The following is a 23,590-nucleotide window of genomic DNA, read 5'->3' as shown; positions in this document are numbered from 1 at the left end:
TTAAGAATTTCATTTAGTCCTAAGTAATGCTATGAAAGAAATTAATTTTTATAAATTATCTTTAAATATTTATTTAGAAATGCTACTTCGTTTTAGCTCTATTGTCATAAATACTATTATGATTAGTAGATACAATGTGTTTTTAATAGGAGCTATGAGTAGTGCAAATCAGATTTTTATAATAGCTACAACTATATTTTCATTCCTTTCAATTGGTTCAAGTGTATTAATATCTCAAGCTTTAGGCGCTAATAACAAAAACTTAGCAATAAGGTCAGCTCATATTAGTATATCTTTTAATATGGTTTTAGGTATTTTGATATTTTTTATAATTAATTTTTTTGATGGCAATATGCTTAGGTTGTTAAATGTTCCTAATGATATATTTGATTATTCATTAATATATTTACAAACTATAGCTTATGTAATATTGTTAGATTGCTTAAATATAGCTTTATCATCTGTCATTAGAACTTATGCTAAGGCTAAGGAATTAATGATTGTATCGCTTATTATGAATGCAGTTAATATTGTTTTTAATGCTATATTTTTATATAAATATGATTTAGGCTTATTTGGAGTGGGAATTTCAAGTGTAATTTCTAGGATAGTAAGCCTTGCAATGCTAATTTATATATATTTTAAGATTGCAAAACTTAAGATTTATTTTGAGCTATTTTTTAAAATTAATAAAAAAATATTAAAAAATATTTTGACAATAGGTGGCTTTAGTGCAGGAGAAAATCTACTATGGTCAGCACAATATATGGTTATTTTTGCTTTTGTTGGATTATTAGGAAAAGATGCTTTAAGTATTCAAAGTATATTTTTTCAAATTTCAATGTTTATATTTACTACTAGCTCTGCATTAAGTGTGGCTAATGAGATAATCATCGGTAGGCTAGTTGGTGCAAAAGAATTTGAAAAAGCGTATAAACAAAGTTTTAAAGTATTAAAAATTGCAATAATTTGTAGTTTAGTATATGCTAGTTTTGTTTTTTTAATTCAAGATTATATATTTCAAGCACTTAGTTTAAGCAATGAATTAATAAATATTATAAAACCGCTTTTTATAATAAGTTTTTTCTTAGAAAGTTCAAGAGCTTTAAATATAGTAATGGTTAATTCTTTAAGGGCTAGTGGGGATGCTGCTTTTCCTTTTTATGCTGGAATTGTTTTTATGTGGGGAGTTAGCGTTCCTTTAGCTTATATTTTAGGGATACATTTACATTTTGCTATGGTTGGAATATGGAGTGCTTTTGTAGTTGATGAACTTTTAAGAGGACTTGCTAATACATATCGTTGGAAAAGTAAAAAATGGCAAAGCAAATCAGCTGTATAAATATCTTTTAAAAGATATTTATATTTTATGATTTAGTGTTGTTGTGCTTTTAAATTCTTGTTTGTATCCGTTAGTTTCTATGCTATCTTTTAACATTTCTTCAAGTAAAGAATCATAAAATTCTTTAACACTTAGCACATATTTTGCATATTCTTTGTTTTTTGCTAATAAGTAATTTAAATTAAATTTTAATTGTTGTAATAAATCGCTTGATTTTTCACTTAATAAATCTGATAAATTACCATTATTTTTAGTAGCTAATTCAAGTAAGGCATTATCTAAAGCTTGTTTTTCTTTTAAAAAAGCATTAAGTGCTTCTACTTTTTCCTTATTTTGAGTATCAAGCCTATCTTTTCTAGCTTCTTTAATATCACTTATTCCTTGTTCTGTTATGCTAATAATTTTTAATAAAAGATTATTAGCAGTAGCTAGTCTTTTTTCTATCATTAGTATAACTCATTTGCAATTGCATTTGCGGTAGATTTTAAATCAATTTTATAAGTTCCATTTGCAATTTGCTCAGCTATAGCAGCTGCTTTTGGGCTTAAAGAACTTTTGGTTTCTTTAACTTCAGTTTTATCAACATTTTCACTTTTTGTAGCTTTTGGCTTCATAATATCTTGGCTTGAATATACCATAGATGAACTAAGTGAGTTTAACATTTTTCAACCTTTTTATAATATTTGCATACTATATCGGAATTAGTTTAAAAAACTTTATAGCCTTTCTTTTAAAAAATTAAATAGCATTTCAGAAAATCCAAGCCCACCACTTAAAGCCTTACTCATAGCATCATTATACATTGAGCCATAAATATCATCTCCAGCGTCTTTTCCAAATAGTGGATTTTCTAATTTAAGACTAATATCAAGGACACTTTTTATCATAAATGCTTCAAAAGCATCTGTTTGTTCTTTTAACAATTTTTCATCTACTTTTGCAGTATTTGGCTGGTTTATTAAATTAGAATTTAAAATTTCATGAGATTTTTTATTTTCTATTTTATTAATTTCTTTTTCTAATAAATTAGAAAAATTATTTTTACTATCTTCGCTTAATTTTATTAAGGTATTTGTATTTGGTAGAGTATTTTTATATGTATTTTCATAAATTTTTGATATATCCATTATAAAATCTCCAATTCAGCATTAATTGCTCCAGCTTGTTTTAAATTTTTAATAATCGTTATTACATCAGCAGGGCTTGCACCTAGTTTATTTAAGGCTCTAGTGATATTTGCTAAAGTTATTTTATCGTTAGTAATTCTTAAAATATTTGAGCTAGTATCAATTACACTACCATCTTTTAAATCAACTTCATTGTCTTTTAGCTCATAAGGTCTTTTAGGTTCAATTTTAATTGTTATATTTCCATGAGATATTAAAACAGGACTAACTTCTACATCAATTCCACTTATTATCGTTCCTGTTTTTTCATTTATTATGATTTTACTATTTGCGTTTATTTCTCCAGCATCTAGCGATAATACTTTTGCTATAAAATCAACTGCACTTTCTTCTTCTGGTCTTTCTATTATTATTGTTTTACCATCTGTAGCTTTTGCTATATCTAAATCATAAGCTTTATTTATTGCGTTTTTTATTTTACTCGCTAGTGCAAAATCATTTTGCTTTAGACTTAGAGTAATTCTTTCTTGATTGTTAAAATCAAAATTAACTTCTCTTTCTATACTAGCTCCATTTGTTATTTTTGCATTTGTCATACTAGCACCTTTGCCACTACTATCTATACTAAGCGCTCCTTGAGCTAATGCGTAAATATTCCCATCAACACCTTTTAAAGCACTTAATAAAAGTGTTCCACCTTTTAAACTTTTAGCATCACCTAATGAAGCTACATTTACATCAATTTTATCCCCACTTTTTGCAAAGGCAGGTAATTTTGCACTAATCATAACTGCTGCGGTATTTTTACTTTTAATATCATCAGGGCTTATTTTGATATTCATAGAGCCTAGCATATTTGCAATTGATTGAATAGTAAATTCGCTACTAGAACCATCTCCACTACCATTTAGACCAACAACCAAACCATATCCGATTAATTCATTATCCCTAACTCCAACAATATTTGCAATATCTTTTATTTGTGAAGCCATTAAGGAATTTAATATAAATATCAAAAATATCATAAATCTCATTATTTTTCCTTATTTTAAATATGTTTAAATTAAGCAAATCATATTCCATATTTTTTACAAAAACATTAACCAAATACTAAATTAGCTTTTGTAAAATCAGCAGATTACTTTCAAATTTTAAGGATAATAAATGCACAATTTATTTTTATTTAGTGATTTTATAGCTGATGACAATAAAGCGATTACTTATTTAATTCATTTCGTTTTAGTTATTGCAATTATTTTGGTTTTAGCAAAATTAGCAACTTCTAAAATGCAATTAGTTCCAAAAGGTATTCAAAATATTATGGAAATGTTTTTAGATGGTGTTTTATCTATGGGTAAAGATACTTTAGGCTCAAAGGAAGCAGCTTTAAAATATGTTCCTTTAATCGCTACTCTTGGATTAGTTGTTTTTGTAAGCAATATAATAGGTATAATTCCTGGATTTGAAGCTCCTAGTGCTAGTTTAAATTTAACACTTCCTTTAGCAATAATTGTTTTTATATACTATCATTACGAAGGCATAAAAACTCAAGGATTTTTTAAGTATTTCAAGCATTTTTTTGGTCCTGTTAAAGTGATTGCTCCACTTATGTTTGTTGTTGAAGTGATATCACATTTTTCTCGTATAGTTTCTTTATCTTTCCGTCTTTTTGGAAATATTAAAGGAGATGATTTATTTTTAGGTGTTATTTTGGCTTTAGTTCCAATCGTAGCTCCGCTTCCACCATATTTTCTTTTAACATTTATGGCATTTTTACAATCGTTTGTATTTATGATTTTAACTTATGTATATATAGCTAGTGCTATTGCAATTGATGAGGAGCATTAATGGAATTTGAAGTAGTTATTGGTTTAGAAGTTCATACTCAGCTTAATACAAAAACTAAGATTTTTTGTTCTTGTGCGACAAGTTTTGGTGAAGTTGCTAATACTAATGTTTGCCCTGTGTGTTTGGCATTGCCTGGAGCTTTACCTGTATTAAATAAAGAAGCTTTACAAAAGGCTATATATTTTGGTAAAGCAATTAATGCAAAAATTAATGAAGTAAGTATTTTTAATAGAAAAAACTATTTTTATCCTGATTTACCTAAAGCTTATCAAATATCACAATTTGATGTGGCAATAGTTGAAGGTGGAAAATTAGAAATTGAAGGTGATTTTGGTAAAAAAATAGTAGGAATTACTAGAGCTCACCTTGAAGAAGATGCAGGTAAAAATATTCACGAAAACGATAATTCTTTAGTGGATTTAAATCGTGCAGGAACTCCACTACTTGAGATTGTAAGTGAGCCAGATATTAGAAGCGCTGATGAAGCTGTAGCTTATCTTAAAAAACTTCATTCTATTATAAGATTTTTAGATATTAGTGATGCTAATATGCAAGAAGGCTCTTTTAGATGTGATGTTAATATATCTATCAGACCTAAAGGCGATAATAAATTTTATACAAGAGTAGAAATTAAGAATTTAAATAGTTTTAAATTTATTCAAAAAGCAATAGAGTATGAGAAAGAACGCCAAATAGCTGCTTGGATGGATGGTAAGTATGATAGTGAAGTAGTTCAAGAAACAAGATTATTTGATACTACAAGACTTGTTACAAAACCTATGAGAAGCAAAGAAGAAGCTGCTGAATATAGATATTTTGCAGACCCTGATTTATTACCTGTATTTGCTAGTGCTGATATGATTAATGTTGCAATTCCTGAACTTGCAGATGAGAAAATATCTCGTTATGTTAGCGAGTATGGGCTAAAAGAAGATGATGCTAAGGTTTTAGTAAGCTCACTAGAAATGGCTATGTTTTTTGAATATTTAATAAAATCAGGTTGTTCTCCAAAACTTAGTACAACTTGGTTAAGTGTAGAATTAATGGGTTTATTAAAAGGTGAATTAAATATAACAAATTCTCCTGTGGGAAAAGAAAAATTAGCAGATTTGATAAAAGCTATTGAAAATAGTGAAATATCAAATAAAGCAGGCAAAGATGTTTTAGCTTATTTGTTTGAAAACGATATAAGTGTAAGTGATGCTATTGATAAACTAGGATTAAAACAAGTTAGTGATGATGGTGCTATTAATGCAATAATAGATGAAATATTATCTAAAAATGCAGATAAGGTAGCTGAATATAAGTCAGGTAAAGATAAGTTGTTTGGATTTTTTGTAGGACAGACTATGAAAGAAGGCAAAGGAGCTTTTAATCCAAATAAAGTAAATGAGCTTTTAAAGGCTAAGCTTGGATGATTAGCGTAATTGGTTCTGGTAAGTGGGGTAGTGCAATAGCTCATGCTATCTCACTTAATAACAAAGTAAATATTTGTTCTTTTAGTAAAAAATCAGGTGAATATATTGATATAAACGAAGCTAAAAAAAGTAAATATTTAATATTTGCATTAAGTGCTCAAGGAACCTATGATTATCTTAGAGCTAACTTTAGTAATTTAAATTATAATTATGTATTAATCGCTTCAAAAGGTATTTATCAAGACTTATTTTTACACGATATATTTTCTAAGTTTTTTCCAATAGAAAATATTAGTGTTTTAACTGGCCCATCTTTTGCAACAGAAGTTAGTAAAAATTTACCAACAGCACTTGTAATTAGTGGTGTTAATGATAAGTTAAATCAAGAATTTGCTAATTTTTTTCCTAGTTTTATAAAGACATACACTGATAATGATGTCGTTGGTGCTGAGATTTGTGGCGCATATAAAAATATTATTGCTATTGCTAGTGGAATTTGTGATGGATTAGAATTAGGTAATAATGCAAGAGCTGCTCTTATTTCTCGTGGTCTTATAGAAATTACTAGATTTGGTAAGTTTTTTGGTGCTAAAGATAATACTTTTCTAGGTTTAAGTGGGGCAGGTGATTTATTTTTAACTGCTAGTTCAACATTATCAAGAAATTACAGAGTGGGATTAATGCTTGCAAAGGGCTATAATCAAGATGAAATTAAGCAAGAATTAAATGAAGTTGCTGAAGGAATTGATACTACTAAATCAGTTTGTAAAATTGCAAAAACACATAATATATATTGCCCTATTGCTAATGAAATTTTATTAATTTTAAATGGCAAGAATGTAAAAACTAGCTTACAAGATTTATTAAAAAAATGAAAAAATTTTTAATTATATTATTTATAAATATTGTATTGTATTCTCAAAATTTATCAAATATAAGCACCCAAAGACTAGCTGGTCAGATGATTATGATAGGTTTTAATGGAAAAGATATTAAAGAATACAATATAAGAAAATTAGGTCAAGAAGCTAGTCTTGGAAAAGTTGGTGGTATAGTTTTTAGGGCTAATAATTTCACAGATATTGAGCAGGCAAAAAAATTAGTAAGTAGATTTAAAAATATAGCAATTGTAAATCCATTATTTTTAGGTATTGATTATAAAGATTTAGATAAAAATTATGATTTTTTATATTGTAAAGAACCTGATTTTATTAATCAGAATTTAAATATTAATGATGCTAGATTAAATTATCTAAAATCAGCTTTAAATTTAAAAGAATTAGGACTTAATTTAAATTTAACATTAGGGGTAAATACTAATATAACTAATGATTTATTAGATAAACTTAGTATCTATGCTAGAGAATACTCTGATGCTTTTAGGCAAAGTAATATTTTAATAGCAGCTAAAACTTTTCCTGGAGATATGAATAATTCTTCAAGTTTTGTTAAAGATTATAGATTAAGTTTTTTAAAGCCATTTTATGATTTTACACAAACTAATAAAGTTGATATGATAATGGTTTCAAATAAAATTTATCCTATACTAGATAAAAAACCAGCAAATATGTCTAAGAAAATCATTAATATATTAAAAAATGATTTATCATTTAATGGGGTAATAGTAAGTGATGATATCTTAGGTGGTGATTTAGATGGCATAGATTTTAAAGATAGGATAATTGATAGTATAAATGCTGGAGTTGATATATTATATTTTGGATTATCTAGGATAAAGTATGGAGATACAGCAAGTTATGTTGTTGATATTATAAGTCAAGCAGTAGATGATGGCAAAATAAGTAGAAGTAGATTAGAAGAATCTTATATAAAAATTACTTCTTTAAAAGAGAGAATATGATAAAAAAATTATTAGATGAACAAAGTGGTATTAAAAATACAATTGATAATTTATATTCACACCCTGACCCATTGCAAGTAGTATATGATAATATTAATAGCAAAGATATAGAATTTATTGCTTTAATATGCGCTTTATTTGCGTATGGAAATGCTGGTGCTATAGTAAAATTTTTAAAAAAACTTGATTTTACTTTACTTAATAAAAGTGATGAAGAAATAAGGCAAATAAATCACAAATATAGATTTCAAAACGAAAGAGATGTAGCAGAAATTTTTATTAGTTTAAAAAGATTTAAAGAAAAATCAAGTATAAAAGATTTTAGTCATAAAATTTATAAAACAAGCAAAAATAATAAAATATTAGAAGTTATTCAAGCTTTAATTACTGAGATTTATTCATTGAATGATTATAGAAGTGATGGGTATGAATTCTTTTTTAGTAAAGTTAATAATACAAGTGCGTATAAAAGATATTGTATGTATTATCGCTGGATGGTAAGAAATGATAATTTAGATTTGGGTTTGTTTAATGAAATTAGTCCTGCTGATTTATTAATGCCACTTGATACACATACGCATAAAATGGGGCTTATGTTAGGGCTTATTAAAAGAAAACAAGCCGATCAAAAATGTATGCTAGAGCTTAGTAAGGCTTTAAAAAATTTTTGCAATGAAGACCCTTTAAAATATGATTTTGCTTTATATAGAATATCTCAGACTAATGATGAAAATTCTTTACAAGAATTAATTAAAAATGCCAGAAATTAGTATTATCCAAGAAATTATAGTTTTAATATCGGCATTATTTGCTGGCTTTATTGATGCAATTTGCGGCGGTGGAGGGCTTATTATAATACCTATGCTAATTGCTTTTGGTTTAGGAGAACAATTAGCCATTAGCACTCACAAATTTCAAGCAATGTTTGCGATGTGTTGTTCGTTTTCAACTCTATTTAAATATATAGAATTTAAAAAAGTATTTATAGGAATGATTTTTAGCATAATAGGTGGTATTTTAGGTGCTAGGGTTCTTTTAATAATTAATCCTGAACCATTAAAACCCATTATATTATTTACTCTTTTATTGATTTTTATATATTCTATTTTCAATTCAAAACTAGGTAGTATTAAAGCTAAGCAAATAATGAGTGAAAAATTATTCTATCCGTTTTTTGGCTTATTGATAGGATTTTATGATGGATTTTTAGGGCCTGCTACAGGTTCATTTTGGATATTTGCTAGCATTAGTTTAATAGGTCAAGATATTAAACAAGCAAGTATTAATGCTAAGGCTTTGTGTATGGCAAGCGGTATGATTTCTCTTATAATATTTATGATAGATTTTAAGATTTATTATTCACTTGGTTTAAAAATGGCAGTATGTGGTATATTTGGAGCATTTTTAGGTGCTAAATTTGTTTTAAAATACAAAAGTGATTCTATCAAAAAAATATTTTTAGTTATTGTTTTTATAACTTTACTTAAACTAACTTATGAATATTATTTAAAATAATTTTTTATTACAAATTATAAAATTTATTTATATAAAAGACTTTTTATAAACTTATTTAGTCTTGTATAATTTAACTAAAATTATTATATAATTTCTTTATGGAATTTAGTTTATTAGAATATTTTATAGGCTTTTTAGCTTCTTTTATTGGTGGTTTTATTGATGCTATTGTGGGTGGTGGCGGACTTGTTACATTGCCTGTGATTTTAGGACTTGGAGTGCCACCATCTTTAGCTATTGCAACTAGTAAGTTACAAGCTAGTATGGCTGCAGTTTCTGCTGTATTTAGTTTAAGAAAAGAAATAAAATTTAAAGAATTAAGACTTGGAATTTTAATAACAGCAATTTTTTCAATTCTTGGAAGTTATGTTTTGCTTTTAATATCTAATGAAGCTATTATGCCACTTATTTTAGTTATTTTAATATTAGTATTTATTTATACTATTTTTAAGCCAAATCTAGGGAATATAAACAAAAAAGCTATTTTAAGCACTACTTTATTTTTAATAATTTTTGGTGTTATTTTGGGATTTTATGATGGTTTTATAGGACCAGGAACTGGCTCGTTTTGGATATTAGCATTTACTTCTTTATTAGGATTTAATCTAAAGCAAGCGTCAATAAATACTAAATTATTAAACACTACAAGCAATGTTTGTTCTTTATGTTTCTTTTTGTGCTTTTATGATGTTTTAATTAAACTTGGTCTTATTATGGGAATAGGTGGGATAATAGGTGCTTATTTAGGTGGTAAATGCCTTCTAAAAATTAATATAAATATAATTAGATGGGTTTTTATAATTATTGTTTTTTGCACTATTTGTAAATTAATATATTCAAATTTCTTTTAGCATTTTAAAATAGTTTTCAAATTCTTTACACTCATTTATTACTTTAAAACCATATCTTTCGTATATTTGTGAAGATTTGGTTATTAGTGTAATTTTTTTATAACCTTTATTTTTTGCTATATTAATTGCATATTCAAGCATTTCTTTTAATATCCCCATTTTTCTATAGCTAGGAATTATCGCTACACTATCTATATAAAATTCATCTTTATCGCATTCTTTTATAATCTCATAATTTGAGTTTATATTTTTTAAATATTGCTTTAAAGCGTCATCATTATATTCTCTATCGCCATAAGCACAACAAATTGAAATAATTTGATTGTCTTTTTCATATACAAATAAATTATCAAGACAAAATCTAGTTTTTTCCTTGCCAAAAAATTCATAAAATTTTTCTATTTTTTTATGATAGTCTTTCTCGTTAAAAAAGTTTTCACTAAACTCAGCCATTGCTAAGTCTAAAATCTCGCAAGCCTTATAATCACTCATTCTAGCAGGTCTAATCATTAGTTATCCTTGTTTTTGTAAAATCTTAACCAAATTTTAATTATAAGAGGTGAATATGGGAAGAGCGTTTGAATACAGACGTGCAGCAAAAGAAGCTCGTTGGGATAAGATGAGTAAGATATTTCCAAAATTAGCAAAAGCTATTGAAGTTGCAGCAAAAGAAGGTGGAATTGACCCTGAAATGAACGCAAAACTTCGTTCAGCAATAGCAACAGCAAAAGCTCAAAATATGCCAAAAGATAATATTGACGCGGCATTAAAAAGAGCAGCAGGTAAAGATGGAAACGATATTAAAAGCCTTCATTATGAAGCTAAAGCTAATTACGGAGTGCAAATTATAGTTGAAGTTGCTACTGATAATACCAATAGAACCGCAGCTAATATAAAAGCTATTTTTAATAAAAACGGAGCTACTCCACTTGTAAATGGTAGTTTAGAATTTTTATTTTCAAGAAAAAGTGTTTTTGTATGTAAAAAACCTAATATGGATTTAGAAGAATTAGAATTAAGCCTAATTGATTTTGGTTTAGAAGAATTAGAAGATGAAGAAGAAAATGTAAGAATTATCGGAGCTTATGATAGCTTTAAAGAGCTTAGCACAGGAATTGATGAACTTAAATTAGAGCTTGTTAGTGGAAGACTTGAATATGTCCCAAACAATCCAATAAGTCTTAGTGAAGAGCAAATCACTGAACTTGAAAAATTATTAGATAAGCTTGAAGAAGATGATGATGTTCAAGCAGTTTATACAAATATAGAATAAGGAAAAATTATGTTAAAGGTATATGACAATTTTGCAGATTTAGAAAATATTAATGAAGCTATTATTAAGACAAATAAAGGTGATATGAAATTAACTTTATTTAAAGATAGCCCGCAAGCTACTTTAAATTTCGTTCATTTAGCAAAAAATGGATTTTATAATGGTCTAAAATTTCATAGAGTAATTCCTAATTTCGTTATTCAAGGTGGTTGTCCTTTAGGCACAGGCACAGGTGGTCCTGGTTGGAATATTAAATGTGAATGCAAAAATCAAGAGCATAAGCATTTAAGAGGGACTTTATCTATGGCTCACGCTGGTCGTGATACTGGTGGCTCTCAATTTTTTGTTTGTCATTCAGCACAACCACACTTAGATGGAGTTCATACGATTTTTGGTCAAGTTAATAACGAAGATGGCTTAAAGGTTCTTGATAGTATCCGCCAAGGCGATATTATTGAAAGTATTGAAATAAAATAATTTAAAATATATAAGATATGATTCAAATTCTTTAATTTAGGTTAAAGAATTTGAAAATTAATTAAATTGATGATTATATTGCTTTTTACGAGGATATAAAAGTTTTTTGCAGATATTTTTTAAATATCTTTTTATTATATTTTTTTTACTTGTTCTAATACTATTAAATATCATATCAAGTTCTATTCTTTCCTTTTCGGTAATCACTTTTAATCCTTTAATTGTTTTCTTATACGAGACATTAAAAATAATAACTCATCATCATCTAATTCACTAAGCATTGTAAATACAGCTTTTACTGCTTGTGGTTTAGAATTACCTAAACGCCAGTCTTGATAAGTTCGCATAGGTAATCCTAAACGCTGCGACATTGCTTGCAAAGAAATTTTCTTACCATTTTCTTTACTTTCTATCGCATTATGTAATAAATTAAATATATCGTTCGTCTCAATCATTTTTAAATTATACGATTTTAAAAATTAAACTTCGCTAAAACGGAGTTTATATTTGTAAAAAAATATAAAAAATACAAAATATCCTTAAATCAATACATTAAAAAATAAAATATATACGAAATAATGTATAAAATATATGGTTAAATAATTTTACTAAATTAAGTTGAGTGTATTAGACTAAATAGTTACTTGATAGTTAACAACTCAAGTGATATAATTTGTTTATCAATTTTAAGGTATGAGTGATAATGAGTAAAAAAACTGATTTTATACTAGAGCAAATGATTAAAGCTTATTTAAGCGAGCAAAATCCAATTGGCTCTATGTTATTGCAAGATAGTTTGAATGTTCCTGCAAGCACTATAAGAGTTTATTTTAAACAACTTGATAGTGATGGTTATATTTCAAAACTTCACGCAAGCGGTGGAAGAATTCCTACTCAAAAAGCTATGAAATATTATTGGAAGCAATTTTTTAATTATGAATTAAATTCTAAATTAGAATTAAACTCAACTTTAAATTTATTAAGAGTTGCTAACGAGAATGATTTGTTTTTCCTTATTGTTGATAACAAAAAAATATTTTTAAATGATATTTTAAACATTGAAAATAGATTTATTATTTTAGATTTTATAGAAAATAGGGTTTTGATTGATTTTAACGATGAATTAAATATACTTTTTAATCAGTTAAAAGGATATGAAATAAATGATATTAAGACGATTTTATATAGATTAAATTTAATAAATACTTTAAGTGATATTGAAAATTCTTTTAAAAATAAAATTAAATTTATATGTGGAGAAAAAATTTTTGCAAATATTGTAAAACTTTCTTCATTTAGTTCTATTATGAATTTAAAGTTACTTGATTATTTTACTAATAACTTGATTTATGATGAGCTATTTTTACCTGATTTTATGGGAGTTAAATTAGATTGTAATTATATGCAAAATAAAAGCTCTTTAATAATTGCAGGTAGTATTTTTACAGACTATGAAAATGTTTTAAATCAATTAAGGGAGGCGATATGAGCGAAAAAGCCACGCAAGAAGAAAATGTAGTAAATAACGAAGAAGTTTGCGAATGCAATGAAAATTGTGAATGCGAACAAAATGAGTTAAGTAATGAAGAAATTGCTTTAAGAGCAGAGCTTGATAAGGCAAATGAAGAATTTGCAAAATTAAAAGACGCTTATCTTAGAGCTAATGCAGATTTTGAAAATTATAAAAAACGCTTAGAAAAAGATAAGCAAAGTGCTGTTTTATATGCACAAGAAGGATTACTTAAGGATTTAATACCTGTTTTAGACGCATTAGAAAATGCTAGTAATTTTGAAGCAGATGATGAGTTTTCAAAACAACTTAAACAAGGTATTGATAATACTTTAAGTTTATTTAAAAATATCCTAGCAAAACACGGAATCAAAGAAATCGTAGCTAATGAAGGTGATGAATTTGACCCTAGTTATCACGAAGCTATGATGCATGTTGAAGCAGAGCTTGAACCAAATTGTGTTGCAGTTATGTTTCAAAAGGGTTATATGATAAATGACAGAATAATTAGAGCTTGTAAAGTAAGCGTATCAAAATAAAAGGAGAAAATTATGGGAAAAGCAATAGGTATAGATTTAGGAACAACAAATTCATGTGTAGCAATTTATGAGCGTGGAGAAAAAAAAGTAATTCCAAATAAAGAAGGAAAAAACACAACTCCTTCAATAGTAGCATTTACAGATAAAGGCGAAGTTTTAGTAGGTGATAGTGCAAAACGCCAAGCAGTAGCAAACCCAGAAAAAACAATTTATTCAATTAAAAGAATTATGGGTCTTATGATGAATGAAGACAATGCTAAAGAAGCGGCAAAACATTTACCTTATAAAATAGTAGATAGAAATGGTGCTTGTGCGATAGAAATTGCAGGTAAAACTTACACTCCACAAGAAATTTCTTCAAAAGTTTTAATGAAACTTAAAGAGGATGCTGAAAGCTATTTAGGAACATCTGTAACTGATGCAGTAATTACCGTTCCAGCATACTTTAACGATGCACAAAGAAAAGCTACTAAAGAAGCAGGTCAAATCGCAGGATTAAATGTATTAAGAATTATAAACGAACCAACTGCAGCAGCTCTAGCTTATGGTCTTGATAAAGTAAGTGCTGAAAAAATTGCAGTATATGACCTAGGTGGTGGGACATTTGACGTTACAATCTTAGAAACTGGTGATGGTGTTGTAGAAGTTTTAGCAACTGGTGGTAATGCGTTTTTAGGTGGAGATGATTTTGATAATAAATTAATTGATTTCTTAGCAACTGAGTTTAAAAATGAGCAAGGAATTGATTTAAGAAATGACAAAATGGCTTTACAAAGATTAAAAGAAGCAGCAGAAAACGCTAAAAAAGAGCTTTCAAGTACAAATCAAACTGAAGTGAATTTACCATTCATTACAGCTGATGCAACAGGTCCAAAACACCTTGTAAAAACAATCACAAAAGCTCAATTTGAAGGAATGATTGACTCACTTGTAGCTGAAACTATTACAAAAATCAATGAAGTTATAAGTGAAGCAGGAATTAGCAAAAACGAGATTAAAGAAGTAGTAATGGTTGGAGGTTCAACTCGTGTGCCTTTAGTTCAAGAAGAAGTTAAAAAAGTATTTGGAAAAGAACTAAATAAAAGCGTAAATCCTGATGAAGTTGTTGCAATGGGTGCTGCTACTCAAGCAGGAATTATTCAAGGTGATGTAAAAGATGTGCTTTTACTTGATGTTACTCCACTTAGTCTTGGAATTGAAACTTTAGGCGGAGTTATGAGTAAAATTATAGAAAAAGGTGCAACAATTCCTACTAAAAAAAGTCAAACATTCTCAACTGCAGAAGATAATCAAAGTGCAGTTACTATTAATGTCTTACAAGGTGAGCGTGAGTTTAGCCGTGATAATAAATCTCTTGGTAATTTTAATCTTGAAGGTATCCCAGCAGCTCCAAGAGGTGTGCCACAAATTGAAGTTACATTTGATATTGATGCAAATGGTATTTTAACGGTAAGTGCATTAGATAAAGCAAGTGGTAAAGCTCAAAATATCACAATCACAGGTTCAAGCGGATTAAGTGATGAAGAGATTAAAAATATGATAAACGAAGCTGAGAAAAACAAAGAAGCTGATAAATTAAGAAGAGAAGTAGTAGATGCGAAAAATCAAGCTCAAAGCCTAGTTCATCAAGTTCAAAAAAGCCTAAATGATTTAGGAGATAAAGTTGAACCTGCAATTAAACAAGAGATTGAAGGTGCAATAAATGAGCTAAATGATGTAGTAAATAACGAAAATGCAACAAAAGCTCAAATAGATGAGAAAATGAAAAAACTAAGCGACGCAAGTCATAAATTAGCTGAAAATCTTTACAAAAAAGATGATAGCAAAGACGCTAAAAAAAGCGAAAAAGATGATGCAGTAGATGCAGAAGTAGAATAATAATTTATTAAAAACTAGTCTTACAAGGATTTATCCTTAATTTTAGGAATTTCAATTTGAAATTCCTAATTTATCTTAATTCAAAAAATCTTTTAATATTTATTTTTAGTGATGGTAAAATTTAGTAAATATTATATTTTTATACAAAAATAGATTACAAGTTCTGAATTAATTTTGTAAATTACAACTAAGTATGAAAAGTATATAAAATAAGAGTTCTTATATTTTATAAAATAATTTTTAAGAATTTAAATAAGTTATATAGTTTTTAAATAAGCATATATAAAAATTAAGTATTTTTAAAAACATTTGATAGCGATTTTAAACCCAAAATATAATTTATTTTTTATTACTGCAATATTTAAAGCATATATCAATTATTATAAAGTAAGTTATTAAAATCATTTGAATTGTTTTTTTATGCTAGTATTTAAGCTTTAAATGGTTTTTAGCTCTTATAATTTAGTGCAAAAGCTAAGGATAATATAGGTAAAAATACCTATATTATTGATTTTTATCTATTTGTTTTATTAAATCACTCATTTTTACATTTTGACCTAATATTTTTAGATAGATATAATAGTTTGCTAAAACTTTTTTACCATACAATCTACTTTCTAAATAAGGCACAAGCTCCATTGATAAGAATGGTTCGTATGATTTTAGTTTAGAATTTGGATTAAACATATAATCTTTTTTTAGCATTCTTTGAGTAAATCCTAAGCCCCCGTTATAAGCATAAGCTATAAATATAGGATGCTTAACTCCTTTTTTAAGCGTATTTAAATGAGCGTTTGCGAATTTATAAGCTATTTTTGGGTCAAACATTTGAGTAACATCAAAATCATTATCATTAAAATCAACTTTAGCAGTATGTCTTGCTACAAAAGGCATAAATTGCATCATACCTAAAGCATAAGAAGTGCTTACAGAAGCTGGTAAAAATCTGCTTTCTTGTTTAGCAATAGCTAAAATTAGTGCTTTTTGCTCTACGCTATAATTGGCTAATTCTTCAGGAAATGGTATTGGATAAATATTATCTTTAAAATTACTTAATTTATCGCTAATTACTAGATATTGTCCTTGAGTATTTTTGGTATTAAAATATTCTTGCATTTCGCTAAGCTTTTGAGTATCAGCATTTTTAATGTCATTCATAAATCTAGCTTGAACTAAAGCATTATTTATAGGATAATCTATGCTTTTTGTAGGATTTGGTGTGATGATGGTCGGTAATGGTGTGTTTGCTAGTTCTTTTGCTAAAATACTATAAATATTTAAATCATCACTATTTGCTAAAGTATCTAAATGTCTAGTTTTATTACTAGCTAAATAAGCAAAAAATAAAGCATTATCCTTTGGTCTTTTATATTTATAAGTTTTATTAGCTCTTAAAAAGTATTTTTCTGCTAAGGCATTTTTATTAAACATAAGTGCATTTAAACCTAATGCAAATGCTAAATCTTCTTTAGCATCTTCTTTATCAAGACTTGCTAATTTTTCTTTTATTTTTGGATATTTATCATCTACTATAGCTGAGTTTAAAAATTTATAAGCATTAGGGTGTTCCATCATACTAGCACGAGTAAGTGGCCCTGGAGAAAAATCATCTAGCTTATATCCATCATAATAAAGCTTCATTAAGGTTTTTCCATCACCTTTTTTAATGCTTTCTGCCACAGGGTTTTTGTTAGCTAATATGCTTAATTGTGAGCTTAGATTTTTATCTTTTTGTTTATAAATATTTGCTAGTTTTATTAGGTTTTCTTTGCTTAACTTTTTTGCAAAATTTATTTCTTTTAGTCTAAATACCTGACATTTTTCATCTGCGTTCATTATAGAATTGATTGAATAATTATAGCAAGAATCAGCAGGTAATGTCTTTGGCTCTTCTTTAATATCTTTGCTTAGTTTTTCATATTCTTTTTTCATAACTCCAGCAAAACGGAAAATATGTGTTTTAAATTCTTTTAAATCTTCTTTTTTTATCTCATTATTTTTTAATAAATTATATAAAAAAAAGTCCTTAGCAAGTGAGTTTGGCTCATTTTTTAATTCTTCATAAGTATATGAAAATAAAGCTTGAGCAATTAATAATATACTAATTAATTTTTTCATAATAATCCTTTTACGATTTTTACTAATTCAAATAATCCGATTTGTAATAAATGTATTCCTACAAAAACAGCAATAGGAGCAAGACTTACCATACCTATATTTAAAAATCTAGGCGGTATTATCATATATACTAAATCAAAGGCAGGTCTTACTAATTTATATATAATATTGTATATTTTATATCCGATAGGGCTTGTAAAAGCTTGTGGAAAAAACGAAAATAAACAATAGGCAATAACTAAATAAGAATAAATATTTAGTCCTCTTATTATCAATACAAGTAGTAAAACTACAATATCAGCAAAGCTCATCTTTTACCTTTAAAAACTCGCTCATACAAGGTTGCATAATCTCATAAATTTGTGCTAATTCAGGGCCGTGAGCTGAACCGCTAAGCAATAACCTTAAGCTCATAAATAATTGTTTGCCTTTTAAATTAGCGTTGTGATTTAGTTTAAATTCTTCGTATTTGCTAGGTAGGTTTGATTTTTCTAATTCAGCTTTTAATAATTTCGCACTCTCACTAAAATCTAAATTGTTAGCAAAAACTACATTAAATGGTAGAAAATATCCACTAAGTTTAGCTCTAATTTCATTTAAAGTACTTGCTTCTTCTAAGTGAAGTTTTGCTAATTTTGCTAATACTTTTACATTACTAAACTTAGCTAAAAACTCATCTTTAAACAATAATCTAGCTAGAATTTCATCATCTAAAATCTTAATATGCTCTCTATTTATAAATCTTAATTTTGCCATACTAAATCTAGCTGGAGATTTAGAAATATTGCTTATTTCAAACCAAGAAATTGCATCATTCATCGTAAAAATTTCATCAGGGGTTTTATTGCCTAAAGCTAGTAAATAATTAGCTATCGCATCAGGCAAAAAGCCTTCATTTAAAAGCCATTTTACGCTTGAATGCTCTTGTCTTTTGCTCATTTTTTGACCGCTTTCTTCGTCTAAAATGATAGGTAAATGTGCATATTGCATACTCTCATTAAAGCCTAAAGACGCCTTTATATGCTCTTGTTTTGGAGTATTGCTTACATGGTCTTCTCCACGGATAATAAAGCTAACTCCTTCGCACATATCATCCATAGAACATGCAAAATTATATGTAGGTGTCCCATCAGCTCTTAAAATCACAAAACTATCAACATCATTTGGCTCAAATGATAAAACGCCTTTTATTTCATCTTTGAAAGTGATTGTGTTTTTAGGCTTTTTAAGTCTTATTACGAATGGTTTATTTAAATCTTGTTTTAAATTCTCGCAAGTTCCATCGTATCTATAAGCTCTTTTTTCGTTTTTTGCTAATTCTTTTTTCTCTTCTAATTCAGCTTCGGTGCAATAGCATTTAAAAGCAGAACCATTTTCTAATAATTTTGCTGCTAATTTTTGATGAGTTGCTAGATGAGTGCTTTGCACATAGTATTCGTCCCAATTAATCCCAAATAAATTTAAAATACTCTTAATCTCTTCTTCTTTGCCTTGAATATTTCTAGCTGTGTCTGTGTCTTCTATCCTTAAAATAAACTTTTTATTATATTTTTTCGCGCATACATAATTAATAACGGCAGTCCTTAAATTCCCTATATGCATATCGCCTGTAGGTGATGGGGCAAATCTAAACATTTGTAATTCCTTGATATGATTTTTCATAATTCTATTTTAAGAAAGTAAAAAGAGTGCCAATGAAAGAAGTATTAAAAAAAATTTATTTTTTTAAAGATTTTAATGAAAACGAGCTTGAAGAATTAGCCAAAATTTGCATTTTTAAAAGTTATGAAAAAGGTGAAATGCTATTTATGGAAGGCGAGAGTAGTAAGTATTTACACTTATTGATTAAAGGAAATATTAAGGTTTATAAAACTAATCAAAAAGGAGCTGAAATTTTTATGCATAAATTAACTCCGATTTCTTTTGTAGCCGAATTAGCTAATTTTGAAAATATACCTTTTCCTGCGAGTGCTAGTTTTTTAAATAGTGGGGAAGTGATTAAGATTGATTTTGAAGAACTTAAAAATAAGTTTTTAACTAAGGTTGATTTTGTTCTAGCTTTATTGACTGGAATTTCAAAAAAGCTAATTTATTTATCAGAATTTGTGCATAATGAAATGATTTTAAGTGCTGAAGCAAAATTAGCAAAATTAGTTTGCGAACAAAGCGAAGTATTTAAGAACATAAAACATATCCAATTAGCTTCATTTATAAATCTAGCTCCTGAGACTTTTTCTAGAATTTTAGCTAAGTTTAAAAATGATGGAATTATTAGTTTTGATGATGATAAAAACTTAATAATTCATGATGAAAAATATTTAAAATCACTTTACGAGAATTAATTATGAGCTTACACCATTTATTATTTGCTATTGTATTTTGTATTGCTGTTTTTATTGCAAATGCTTATATTTATAGACAATTATTTAGAGTAATTTTCCCTAGATTTAAAGGCTTTTTTTTAATAATTTGCGTAGTTTTATTTATATCTAATGTTGTATTTTTGTTTTCTATGAGAGCTGATTTTTTGCCTGAGATTGTTTATACTATTTTATCAATTCTTTTGGGTTTTTCTTTTTTCTTCTTTTTAATTGCTTTAATTTATGATATTGTTAAATTTATAGCCTTTAAAAGCGTAAAGAATATAGACACAAATAGAAGAAAAACTTTAAAATTAATTTGTGATTTAGGTGTTTTATTTGTTGCATTTGGATGTTTTTTACAAGGTATATTTAAGGCAATTAAAATTCCACCTATTAAATATGTAGATTTAAATACAAATCTGGGAATAAAAATTGCAATGATAAGTGATGTGCATTTAGGCAAGAATTTACATAAAGATTTTTTACTAGGTTTGATTGAAAAAATCAATAATCAAGAAGTTGATTATGTAGTAATTGTGGGAGATTTAATAGATACTAATATAGATGAGATTGATTATTTGGATTTATTAAATACCTTTAATATGCCTTGCTTTTATGTAACGGGCAATCACGAATACTACCACGACGCTACAAAAATCATAGCAAAATTAAAGCAAACTAATATAAAAGTATTAGAAAACGAAAGCGTAGATTTAGGCAAAATTGTGCTTAGTGGTATAAATGATTTAAAGGGTGCAAAATATGGAATGCCAATGGATTTAGCCCCAATTTATAAAAATTTTAATGATACTAAATACAATATTTTATTAGCTCATCAACCTGTTGTAGCTAAGGAATTTGATTTGAGTAGATTTGATTTAGTTTTATCAGGGCATACTCACGCAGGGCAGATTTTCCCATTTAGTATTTTGGTTATTATGCAGCAAGGATTTTTGCACGGGCTTTATGAAATCGGTAAAAAAACTAAATTATATGTTAGTAGTGGTGCTGGATTTTGGGGTCCATCTATACGCTTTTTAGCACCTAGTGAAATAGTAATAATTAGACTTTAAGGAATATAATGAGAAAAACAATTTCAAGAATTTTTGGTAAATTAGTAAGCATAAAATATCCAAAAATTATGCAAAATTATATAAACAAAACTTATGTAAAGCATTTTAATATACCTTTAGATGAGTTTAAAGATTATAAAGAATACGATAGTTTATTAGCTCTTTTTACTAGAAGATTAATAAAGCCAAGAGAATTAGAAAGCGGCTTTATAAGTCCTTGTGATGGCACTATTTTAAGTTATGCAAAAAGCTTAAATTTAAAGGCCTTTAGTATAAAAGGTAAAGATTATGATATTAAAGAGCTTTTAGGTTTTACTCCTAAAAATGAGCTTGATTTTTTAAATATTTATCTTAGCCCAAGGGATTATCACAATTATCATAGTCCTTGTAATATGCAGGTTTTGAATCTAAAATATTTTTGTGCGGAGCTTTTTAGCGTTAATTTAAAAGCACTTAGTAAGCATGATAATTTGTATTCAAGAAATGAGCGTGTAGTTTTAACTTGCAAAAAAGATAGTGGAGATATTTTTTATATGGTTTTTGTAGGGGCTGTAAATGTTGGCAAGATGGAATTTGATTTTGATACAAGCGTGCAAACTAATATGAAAAATGCAAGTGATTATGAGAAAAACTATGATAATGTAAGCTTAAAAAAAGGCGAAATGCTAGGAAGATTTTTGATGGGTTCTACTATTTTAATCTTAGGCGATGATTTAAAACTTGAATGCCAAGTTGGTGCGATTAAATTCGGACAAAGAATAGCAAATGATTAAAAAGACTAATGCAGCAAGGTTTTTAGATACTTTAAAAATAGATTATGAATTATTAAGCTATGAAGTAGATGATGATTTATCAGCAATTAGCGTAGCAAAAAAGACAGGAATTGATATTAAATATATTTACAAAACCATAGTTTGCGAGGGTAAAAATGCCTTGTATGTTGCTTGTATTCAAGGGGATTTAGAAATAGATTTAAAATCTTTTGCAAAGGCGGTAGGAGAAAAATCCTTAAGCCTTTTAAAACTTGATAAATTAAAGGATAAAACAGGATATATTAGGGGCGGTTGTTCGCCTTTTGGTATGAAAAAAGATTATGTTAGATTTATTGACGAAAGAGCTTTAGAGCTTGAGTATTTTGTGCTTAGTGCTGGGCTTCGTGGTCTTCAGCTAAAAATAAATGCAAAATATATTCAAAAGCTTTTTAATATTGCTAGTATAAGCACTTCATCTATCATTTAATTCTCCTTTTTTATACATTGGTTGAAATTTATTAACAATAACATTGAGCATTCTGTATCTTATTTCCTTATCTTCTGGGCAATATTTATGTAAAGCATATAAATAATTAACCGGACCATCATAGATATTTTTTATATATACATTACTTTTATCTGTAAATAAAATAGCTTTTTTAAAGTATTCATTAATTTTTATTGTGTCTGTAGCATTACAAATATAATCAGGTAAAGGTATATCAGTAACATCTATTTTTGAAGTTCCATCGTAGTAATTGTTTTCACTATAATATTTAAATGCTGAAGTTCTTAAGATATCTATGACTACTTCTAGGTATAGTGCGTAATTAAATTTTTTCTCTGCTTGATATGAATAGTATTTATTAAAAGCTATATTTAAAAGCTCATAAATTTCACTTGCTTTATCATAATCTTTTATATAATATTCATATGACCTTTTATGTGGAGAATGAGACATATATAGCATAACCAAACCAAGCATATTAGATAGTCTATATTCTGTCATAATATCCACATCATAATAAATATTGCCATAAGGCACTCTTTTTATCATTTCATAGATTTCTTGATAATCATCGTAGCTTAGCTTGTCTAACATACTATAATCTTGTGTTTTTTTAGTTAAACCATACATGCGTTTATAATACAAAACCCACCACATAATATCTTCAATACTATCATCTGGCAAGAGCTTTTTACCTTCATCATAATAATTTTTAGCTATATTTAAAAAAGGTCTTACAATAAAGCTATCATATTTAAAAAATATATTTAATGTATTTGCAATATCAATAAATAAATATCCGGTTAAAAATTTTTCACAAGCTTTCAGTTTTTACTATATTTTTGTGGATTAAATTCTAATAAATATAAACTCATAATTAAAATATATAAAAGTGGAATTATTATAAAAACAATAAATAAAGCTTTGTATAAAATCTTTTTAAAATTAAATTTAAAATTAATTATTTGATTTATATTCATATTTAACCTTGTAAAAATAAGGTTTATTATAGCAAATATATATTTAGGAATTTGATTTAAAAATTTATTTAAGTATTTAATTTTTCTTTTTTTGAACTTCAAATTGACTTAAGTCAAAGTCAAAATTTTTAAACTTTTTTAGAATAGTGAGAAAAAA

28 protein-coding genes are annotated in these 23,590 nt (G+C 27.1%); 17 read left to right on the top strand and 11 right to left on the bottom strand.

The window, feature by feature from the left end:
* Positions 1–31 precede the first annotated feature (31 nt).
* Positions 32–1,342 (top strand): MATE family efflux transporter, encoded by a 1,311-nt coding sequence (locus AVBRAN12642_RS01220; protein ID WP_214118797.1) that lies wholly within the window; start codon positions 32–34, stop codon positions 1,340–1,342.
* An 18-nt stretch (positions 1,343–1,360) separates the two neighbouring features.
* Here AVBRAN12642_RS01220 and AVBRAN12642_RS01215 read toward each other — a convergent pair whose 3' ends face one another.
* The 4 genes from AVBRAN12642_RS01215 to AVBRAN12642_RS01200 form a co-directional block, all read right to left on the bottom strand.
* Positions 1,361–1,789, bottom strand: coding sequence for a hypothetical protein (locus AVBRAN12642_RS01215; protein WP_214118799.1), 429 nt, complete (start codon positions 1,787–1,789; stop codon positions 1,361–1,363).
* A complete protein-coding gene (locus AVBRAN12642_RS01210) occupies positions 1,789–2,004 on the bottom strand; it encodes a flagellar biosynthesis anti-sigma factor FlgM (protein ID WP_336607053.1) in 216 nt (71 codons plus the stop codon). The genes AVBRAN12642_RS01215 and AVBRAN12642_RS01210 overlap by 1 nt, the downstream gene beginning before the upstream one ends.
* Before the next feature lie 54 nt (positions 2,005–2,058).
* Positions 2,059–2,319 carry a rod-binding protein gene (locus AVBRAN12642_RS01205; protein ID WP_239803721.1) on the bottom strand — a complete coding sequence of 87 codons (261 nt, stop codon included), beginning with the start codon at positions 2,317–2,319 and terminating at the stop codon, positions 2,059–2,061.
* Between the two features lie 149 nt (positions 2,320–2,468).
* On the bottom strand, positions 2,469–3,503 hold the full coding sequence (locus AVBRAN12642_RS01200) for a flagellar basal body P-ring protein FlgI (protein WP_214118805.1): 1,035 nt from the start codon (positions 3,501–3,503) through the stop codon (positions 2,469–2,471).
* A 130-nt stretch (positions 3,504–3,633) separates the two neighbouring features.
* On the opposite strand from AVBRAN12642_RS01200, the gene AVBRAN12642_RS01195 reads away from it, so the two are divergent.
* From AVBRAN12642_RS01195 to AVBRAN12642_RS01165, 7 genes are all read left to right on the top strand, one after another.
* Entirely contained in the window at positions 3,634–4,317 is a 684-nt protein-coding gene (locus tag AVBRAN12642_RS01195; protein ID WP_214118807.1) for a F0F1 ATP synthase subunit A, read from the top strand.
* A complete protein-coding gene (gene gatB, locus AVBRAN12642_RS01190; protein ID WP_267525128.1) occupies positions 4,317–5,735 on the top strand; it encodes an Asp-tRNA(Asn)/Glu-tRNA(Gln) amidotransferase subunit GatB in 1,419 nt (472 codons plus the stop codon). The genes AVBRAN12642_RS01195 and gatB overlap by 1 nt, the downstream gene beginning before the upstream one ends.
* Positions 5,732–6,610 carry an NAD(P)H-dependent glycerol-3-phosphate dehydrogenase gene (locus tag AVBRAN12642_RS01185; protein WP_336607052.1) on the top strand — a complete coding sequence of 293 codons (879 nt, stop codon included), beginning with the start codon at positions 5,732–5,734 and terminating at the stop codon, positions 6,608–6,610. Before gatB ends, AVBRAN12642_RS01185 begins: the two co-directional genes overlap by 4 nt.
* The gene (locus AVBRAN12642_RS01180) at positions 6,607–7,596 is read left to right on the top strand and encodes a glycoside hydrolase family 3 N-terminal domain-containing protein (RefSeq protein ID WP_336607051.1); all 990 of its coding nucleotides are present in this window, start codon (positions 6,607–6,609) and stop codon (positions 7,594–7,596) included. The genes AVBRAN12642_RS01185 and AVBRAN12642_RS01180 overlap by 4 nt, the downstream gene beginning before the upstream one ends.
* On the top strand, positions 7,593–8,366 hold the full coding sequence (locus AVBRAN12642_RS01175; RefSeq protein WP_336607050.1) for a TIGR02757 family protein: 774 nt from the start codon (positions 7,593–7,595) through the stop codon (positions 8,364–8,366). Before AVBRAN12642_RS01180 ends, AVBRAN12642_RS01175 begins: the two co-directional genes overlap by 4 nt.
* Positions 8,353–9,111 carry a sulfite exporter TauE/SafE family protein gene (locus AVBRAN12642_RS01170; protein WP_336607049.1) on the top strand — a complete coding sequence of 253 codons (759 nt, stop codon included), beginning with the start codon at positions 8,353–8,355 and terminating at the stop codon, positions 9,109–9,111. The genes AVBRAN12642_RS01175 and AVBRAN12642_RS01170 overlap by 14 nt, the downstream gene beginning before the upstream one ends.
* A gap of 98 nt (positions 9,112–9,209) precedes the next feature.
* A complete protein-coding gene (locus AVBRAN12642_RS01165; RefSeq protein WP_214118818.1) occupies positions 9,210–9,962 on the top strand; it encodes a TSUP family transporter in 753 nt (250 codons plus the stop codon).
* Here the strand turns inward: AVBRAN12642_RS01165 and AVBRAN12642_RS01160 are convergent.
* On the bottom strand, positions 9,948–10,472 hold the full coding sequence (locus AVBRAN12642_RS01160) for a GNAT family N-acetyltransferase (protein WP_336607048.1): 525 nt from the start codon (positions 10,470–10,472) through the stop codon (positions 9,948–9,950). The two genes, AVBRAN12642_RS01165 and AVBRAN12642_RS01160, sit on opposite strands and share 15 nt — an antisense overlap.
* A gap of 55 nt (positions 10,473–10,527) precedes the next feature.
* Between AVBRAN12642_RS01160 and AVBRAN12642_RS01155 the strand changes: the two genes are divergently transcribed.
* Positions 10,528–11,235, top strand: coding sequence for a YebC/PmpR family DNA-binding transcriptional regulator (locus tag AVBRAN12642_RS01155; RefSeq protein WP_214118822.1), 708 nt, complete (start codon positions 10,528–10,530; stop codon positions 11,233–11,235).
* Between the two features lie 9 nt (positions 11,236–11,244).
* Entirely contained in the window at positions 11,245–11,712 is a 468-nt protein-coding gene (locus tag AVBRAN12642_RS01150; protein WP_214118824.1) for a peptidylprolyl isomerase, read from the top strand.
* Between the two features lie 57 nt (positions 11,713–11,769).
* Here AVBRAN12642_RS01150 and AVBRAN12642_RS01145 read toward each other — a convergent pair whose 3' ends face one another.
* Positions 11,770–11,919, bottom strand: coding sequence for a hypothetical protein (locus AVBRAN12642_RS01145; RefSeq protein WP_214118826.1), 150 nt, complete (start codon positions 11,917–11,919; stop codon positions 11,770–11,772).
* A gap of 2 nt (positions 11,920–11,921) precedes the next feature.
* The gene (locus tag AVBRAN12642_RS01140; protein WP_336607047.1) at positions 11,922–12,167 is read right to left on the bottom strand and encodes an XRE family transcriptional regulator; all 246 of its coding nucleotides are present in this window, start codon (positions 12,165–12,167) and stop codon (positions 11,922–11,924) included.
* Positions 12,168–12,415: 248 nt separating this feature from the next.
* Here AVBRAN12642_RS01140 and AVBRAN12642_RS01135 point away from each other — a divergent pair, with 248 nt between their 5' ends.
* Genes AVBRAN12642_RS01135 through dnaK form a run of 3 tightly spaced genes read left to right on the top strand, consistent with a single transcriptional unit; the run spans position 12,416 to position 15,639 of the window.
* Positions 12,416–13,201 (top strand): hypothetical protein, encoded by a 786-nt coding sequence (locus tag AVBRAN12642_RS01135; RefSeq protein WP_214120281.1) that lies wholly within the window; start codon positions 12,416–12,418, stop codon positions 13,199–13,201.
* Positions 13,198–13,761, top strand: coding sequence for a nucleotide exchange factor GrpE (locus AVBRAN12642_RS01130; protein ID WP_336607046.1), 564 nt, complete (start codon positions 13,198–13,200; stop codon positions 13,759–13,761). Before AVBRAN12642_RS01135 ends, AVBRAN12642_RS01130 begins: the two co-directional genes overlap by 4 nt.
* A 12-nt stretch (positions 13,762–13,773) precedes the next feature.
* On the top strand, positions 13,774–15,639 hold the full coding sequence (gene dnaK, locus AVBRAN12642_RS01125; protein ID WP_214118833.1) for a molecular chaperone DnaK: 1,866 nt from the start codon (positions 13,774–13,776) through the stop codon (positions 15,637–15,639).
* 504 nt (positions 15,640–16,143) lie between these two features.
* Here the strand turns inward: dnaK and AVBRAN12642_RS01120 are convergent.
* From AVBRAN12642_RS01120 to gltX, 3 genes are read right to left on the bottom strand one after another with little or no spacing between them, the layout of a single operon-like run.
* On the bottom strand, positions 16,144–17,757 hold the full coding sequence (locus tag AVBRAN12642_RS01120) for a lytic transglycosylase domain-containing protein (RefSeq protein ID WP_336607840.1): 1,614 nt from the start codon (positions 17,755–17,757) through the stop codon (positions 16,144–16,146).
* Positions 17,754–18,068, bottom strand: coding sequence for a YggT family protein (locus AVBRAN12642_RS01115; protein ID WP_336607839.1), 315 nt, complete (start codon positions 18,066–18,068; stop codon positions 17,754–17,756). Before AVBRAN12642_RS01115 ends, AVBRAN12642_RS01120 begins: the two co-directional genes overlap by 4 nt.
* Positions 18,055–19,392 carry a glutamate--tRNA ligase gene (gene gltX / locus AVBRAN12642_RS01110; protein ID WP_336607838.1) on the bottom strand — a complete coding sequence of 446 codons (1,338 nt, stop codon included), beginning with the start codon at positions 19,390–19,392 and terminating at the stop codon, positions 18,055–18,057. The genes AVBRAN12642_RS01115 and gltX overlap by 14 nt, the downstream gene beginning before the upstream one ends.
* A 59-nt stretch (positions 19,393–19,451) precedes the next feature.
* Between gltX and AVBRAN12642_RS01105 the strand changes: the two genes are divergently transcribed.
* From AVBRAN12642_RS01105 to AVBRAN12642_RS01090, 4 genes are read left to right on the top strand one after another with little or no spacing between them, the layout of a single operon-like run.
* Positions 19,452–20,099, top strand: a complete 648-nt coding sequence (locus AVBRAN12642_RS01105) for a Crp/Fnr family transcriptional regulator (protein WP_336607837.1) — start codon at positions 19,452–19,454, stop codon at positions 20,097–20,099.
* 2 nt (positions 20,100–20,101) lie between these two features.
* Positions 20,102–21,193, top strand: a complete 1,092-nt coding sequence (locus tag AVBRAN12642_RS01100) for a metallophosphoesterase (protein ID WP_336607836.1) — start codon at positions 20,102–20,104, stop codon at positions 21,191–21,193.
* An 8-nt stretch (positions 21,194–21,201) separates the two neighbouring features.
* Complete coding sequence (locus tag AVBRAN12642_RS01095) at positions 21,202–21,966, top strand: phosphatidylserine decarboxylase (protein ID WP_336607835.1); 765 nt, start codon at positions 21,202–21,204, stop codon at positions 21,964–21,966.
* Positions 21,959–22,432, top strand: a complete 474-nt coding sequence (locus tag AVBRAN12642_RS01090) for a YbaK/EbsC family protein (RefSeq protein WP_214150280.1) — start codon at positions 21,959–21,961, stop codon at positions 22,430–22,432. The genes AVBRAN12642_RS01095 and AVBRAN12642_RS01090 overlap by 8 nt, the downstream gene beginning before the upstream one ends.
* Here AVBRAN12642_RS01090 and AVBRAN12642_RS01085 read toward each other — a convergent pair.
* A complete protein-coding gene (locus AVBRAN12642_RS01085; RefSeq protein ID WP_336607834.1) occupies positions 22,418–23,137 on the bottom strand; it encodes a hypothetical protein in 720 nt (239 codons plus the stop codon). The two genes, AVBRAN12642_RS01090 and AVBRAN12642_RS01085, sit on opposite strands and share 15 nt — an antisense overlap.
* Positions 23,138–23,590: the final 453 nt, after the last annotated feature.

This window comes from Campylobacter sp. RM12642 (genome assembly GCF_020137635.1).
Lineage (GTDB): Bacteria > Campylobacterota > Campylobacteria > Campylobacterales > Campylobacteraceae > Campylobacter_E.
This window is presented reverse-complemented; position numbering and strand designations above follow the sequence as displayed.

Coding starts and splice junctions, on each gene's coding strand:
- AVBRAN12642_RS01175 (WP_336607050.1), top strand. CDS start 7,593: ATGATAAAAAAATTATTAGATGAACAAAGTGGTATTAAAAATACAATT.
- dnaK (WP_214118833.1), top strand. CDS start 13,774: ATGGGAAAAGCAATAGGTATAGATTTAGGAACAACAAATTCATGTGTA.
- AVBRAN12642_RS01135 (WP_214120281.1), top strand. CDS start 12,416: ATGAGTAAAAAAACTGATTTTATACTAGAGCAAATGATTAAAGCTTAT.
- AVBRAN12642_RS01100 (WP_336607836.1), top strand. CDS start 20,102: ATGAGCTTACACCATTTATTATTTGCTATTGTATTTTGTATTGCTGTT.
- AVBRAN12642_RS01150 (WP_214118824.1), top strand. CDS start 11,245: ATGTTAAAGGTATATGACAATTTTGCAGATTTAGAAAATATTAATGAA.
- AVBRAN12642_RS01195 (WP_214118807.1), top strand. CDS start 3,634: ATGCACAATTTATTTTTATTTAGTGATTTTATAGCTGATGACAATAAA.
- gltX (WP_336607838.1), bottom strand. CDS start 19,392: ATGTTTAGATTTGCCCCATCACCTACAGGCGATATGCATATAGGGAAT.
- AVBRAN12642_RS01120 (WP_336607840.1), bottom strand. CDS start 17,757: ATGAAAAAATTAATTAGTATATTATTAATTGCTCAAGCTTTATTTTCA.
- AVBRAN12642_RS01170 (WP_336607049.1), top strand. CDS start 8,353: ATGCCAGAAATTAGTATTATCCAAGAAATTATAGTTTTAATATCGGCA.
- AVBRAN12642_RS01130 (WP_336607046.1), top strand. CDS start 13,198: ATGAGCGAAAAAGCCACGCAAGAAGAAAATGTAGTAAATAACGAAGAA.
- AVBRAN12642_RS01180 (WP_336607051.1), top strand. CDS start 6,607: ATGAAAAAATTTTTAATTATATTATTTATAAATATTGTATTGTATTCT.
- gatB (WP_267525128.1), top strand. CDS start 4,317: ATGGAATTTGAAGTAGTTATTGGTTTAGAAGTTCATACTCAGCTTAAT.
- AVBRAN12642_RS01095 (WP_336607835.1), top strand. CDS start 21,202: ATGAGAAAAACAATTTCAAGAATTTTTGGTAAATTAGTAAGCATAAAA.
- AVBRAN12642_RS01220 (WP_214118797.1), top strand. CDS start 32: ATGAAAGAAATTAATTTTTATAAATTATCTTTAAATATTTATTTAGAA.
- AVBRAN12642_RS01155 (WP_214118822.1), top strand. CDS start 10,528: ATGGGAAGAGCGTTTGAATACAGACGTGCAGCAAAAGAAGCTCGTTGG.
- AVBRAN12642_RS01105 (WP_336607837.1), top strand. CDS start 19,452: ATGAAAGAAGTATTAAAAAAAATTTATTTTTTTAAAGATTTTAATGAA.
- AVBRAN12642_RS01115 (WP_336607839.1), bottom strand. CDS start 18,068: ATGAGCTTTGCTGATATTGTAGTTTTACTACTTGTATTGATAATAAGA.
- AVBRAN12642_RS01165 (WP_214118818.1), top strand. CDS start 9,210: ATGGAATTTAGTTTATTAGAATATTTTATAGGCTTTTTAGCTTCTTTT.
- AVBRAN12642_RS01140 (WP_336607047.1), bottom strand. CDS start 12,167: ATGATTGAGACGAACGATATATTTAATTTATTACATAATGCGATAGAA.
- AVBRAN12642_RS01210 (WP_336607053.1), bottom strand. CDS start 2,004: ATGTTAAACTCACTTAGTTCATCTATGGTATATTCAAGCCAAGATATT.
- AVBRAN12642_RS01090 (WP_214150280.1), top strand. CDS start 21,959: ATGATTAAAAAGACTAATGCAGCAAGGTTTTTAGATACTTTAAAAATA.
- AVBRAN12642_RS01160 (WP_336607048.1), bottom strand. CDS start 10,472: ATGATTAGACCTGCTAGAATGAGTGATTATAAGGCTTGCGAGATTTTA.
- AVBRAN12642_RS01215 (WP_214118799.1), bottom strand. CDS start 1,789: ATGATAGAAAAAAGACTAGCTACTGCTAATAATCTTTTATTAAAAATT.
- AVBRAN12642_RS01200 (WP_214118805.1), bottom strand. CDS start 3,503: ATGAGATTTATGATATTTTTGATATTTATATTAAATTCCTTAATGGCT.
- AVBRAN12642_RS01185 (WP_336607052.1), top strand. CDS start 5,732: ATGATTAGCGTAATTGGTTCTGGTAAGTGGGGTAGTGCAATAGCTCAT.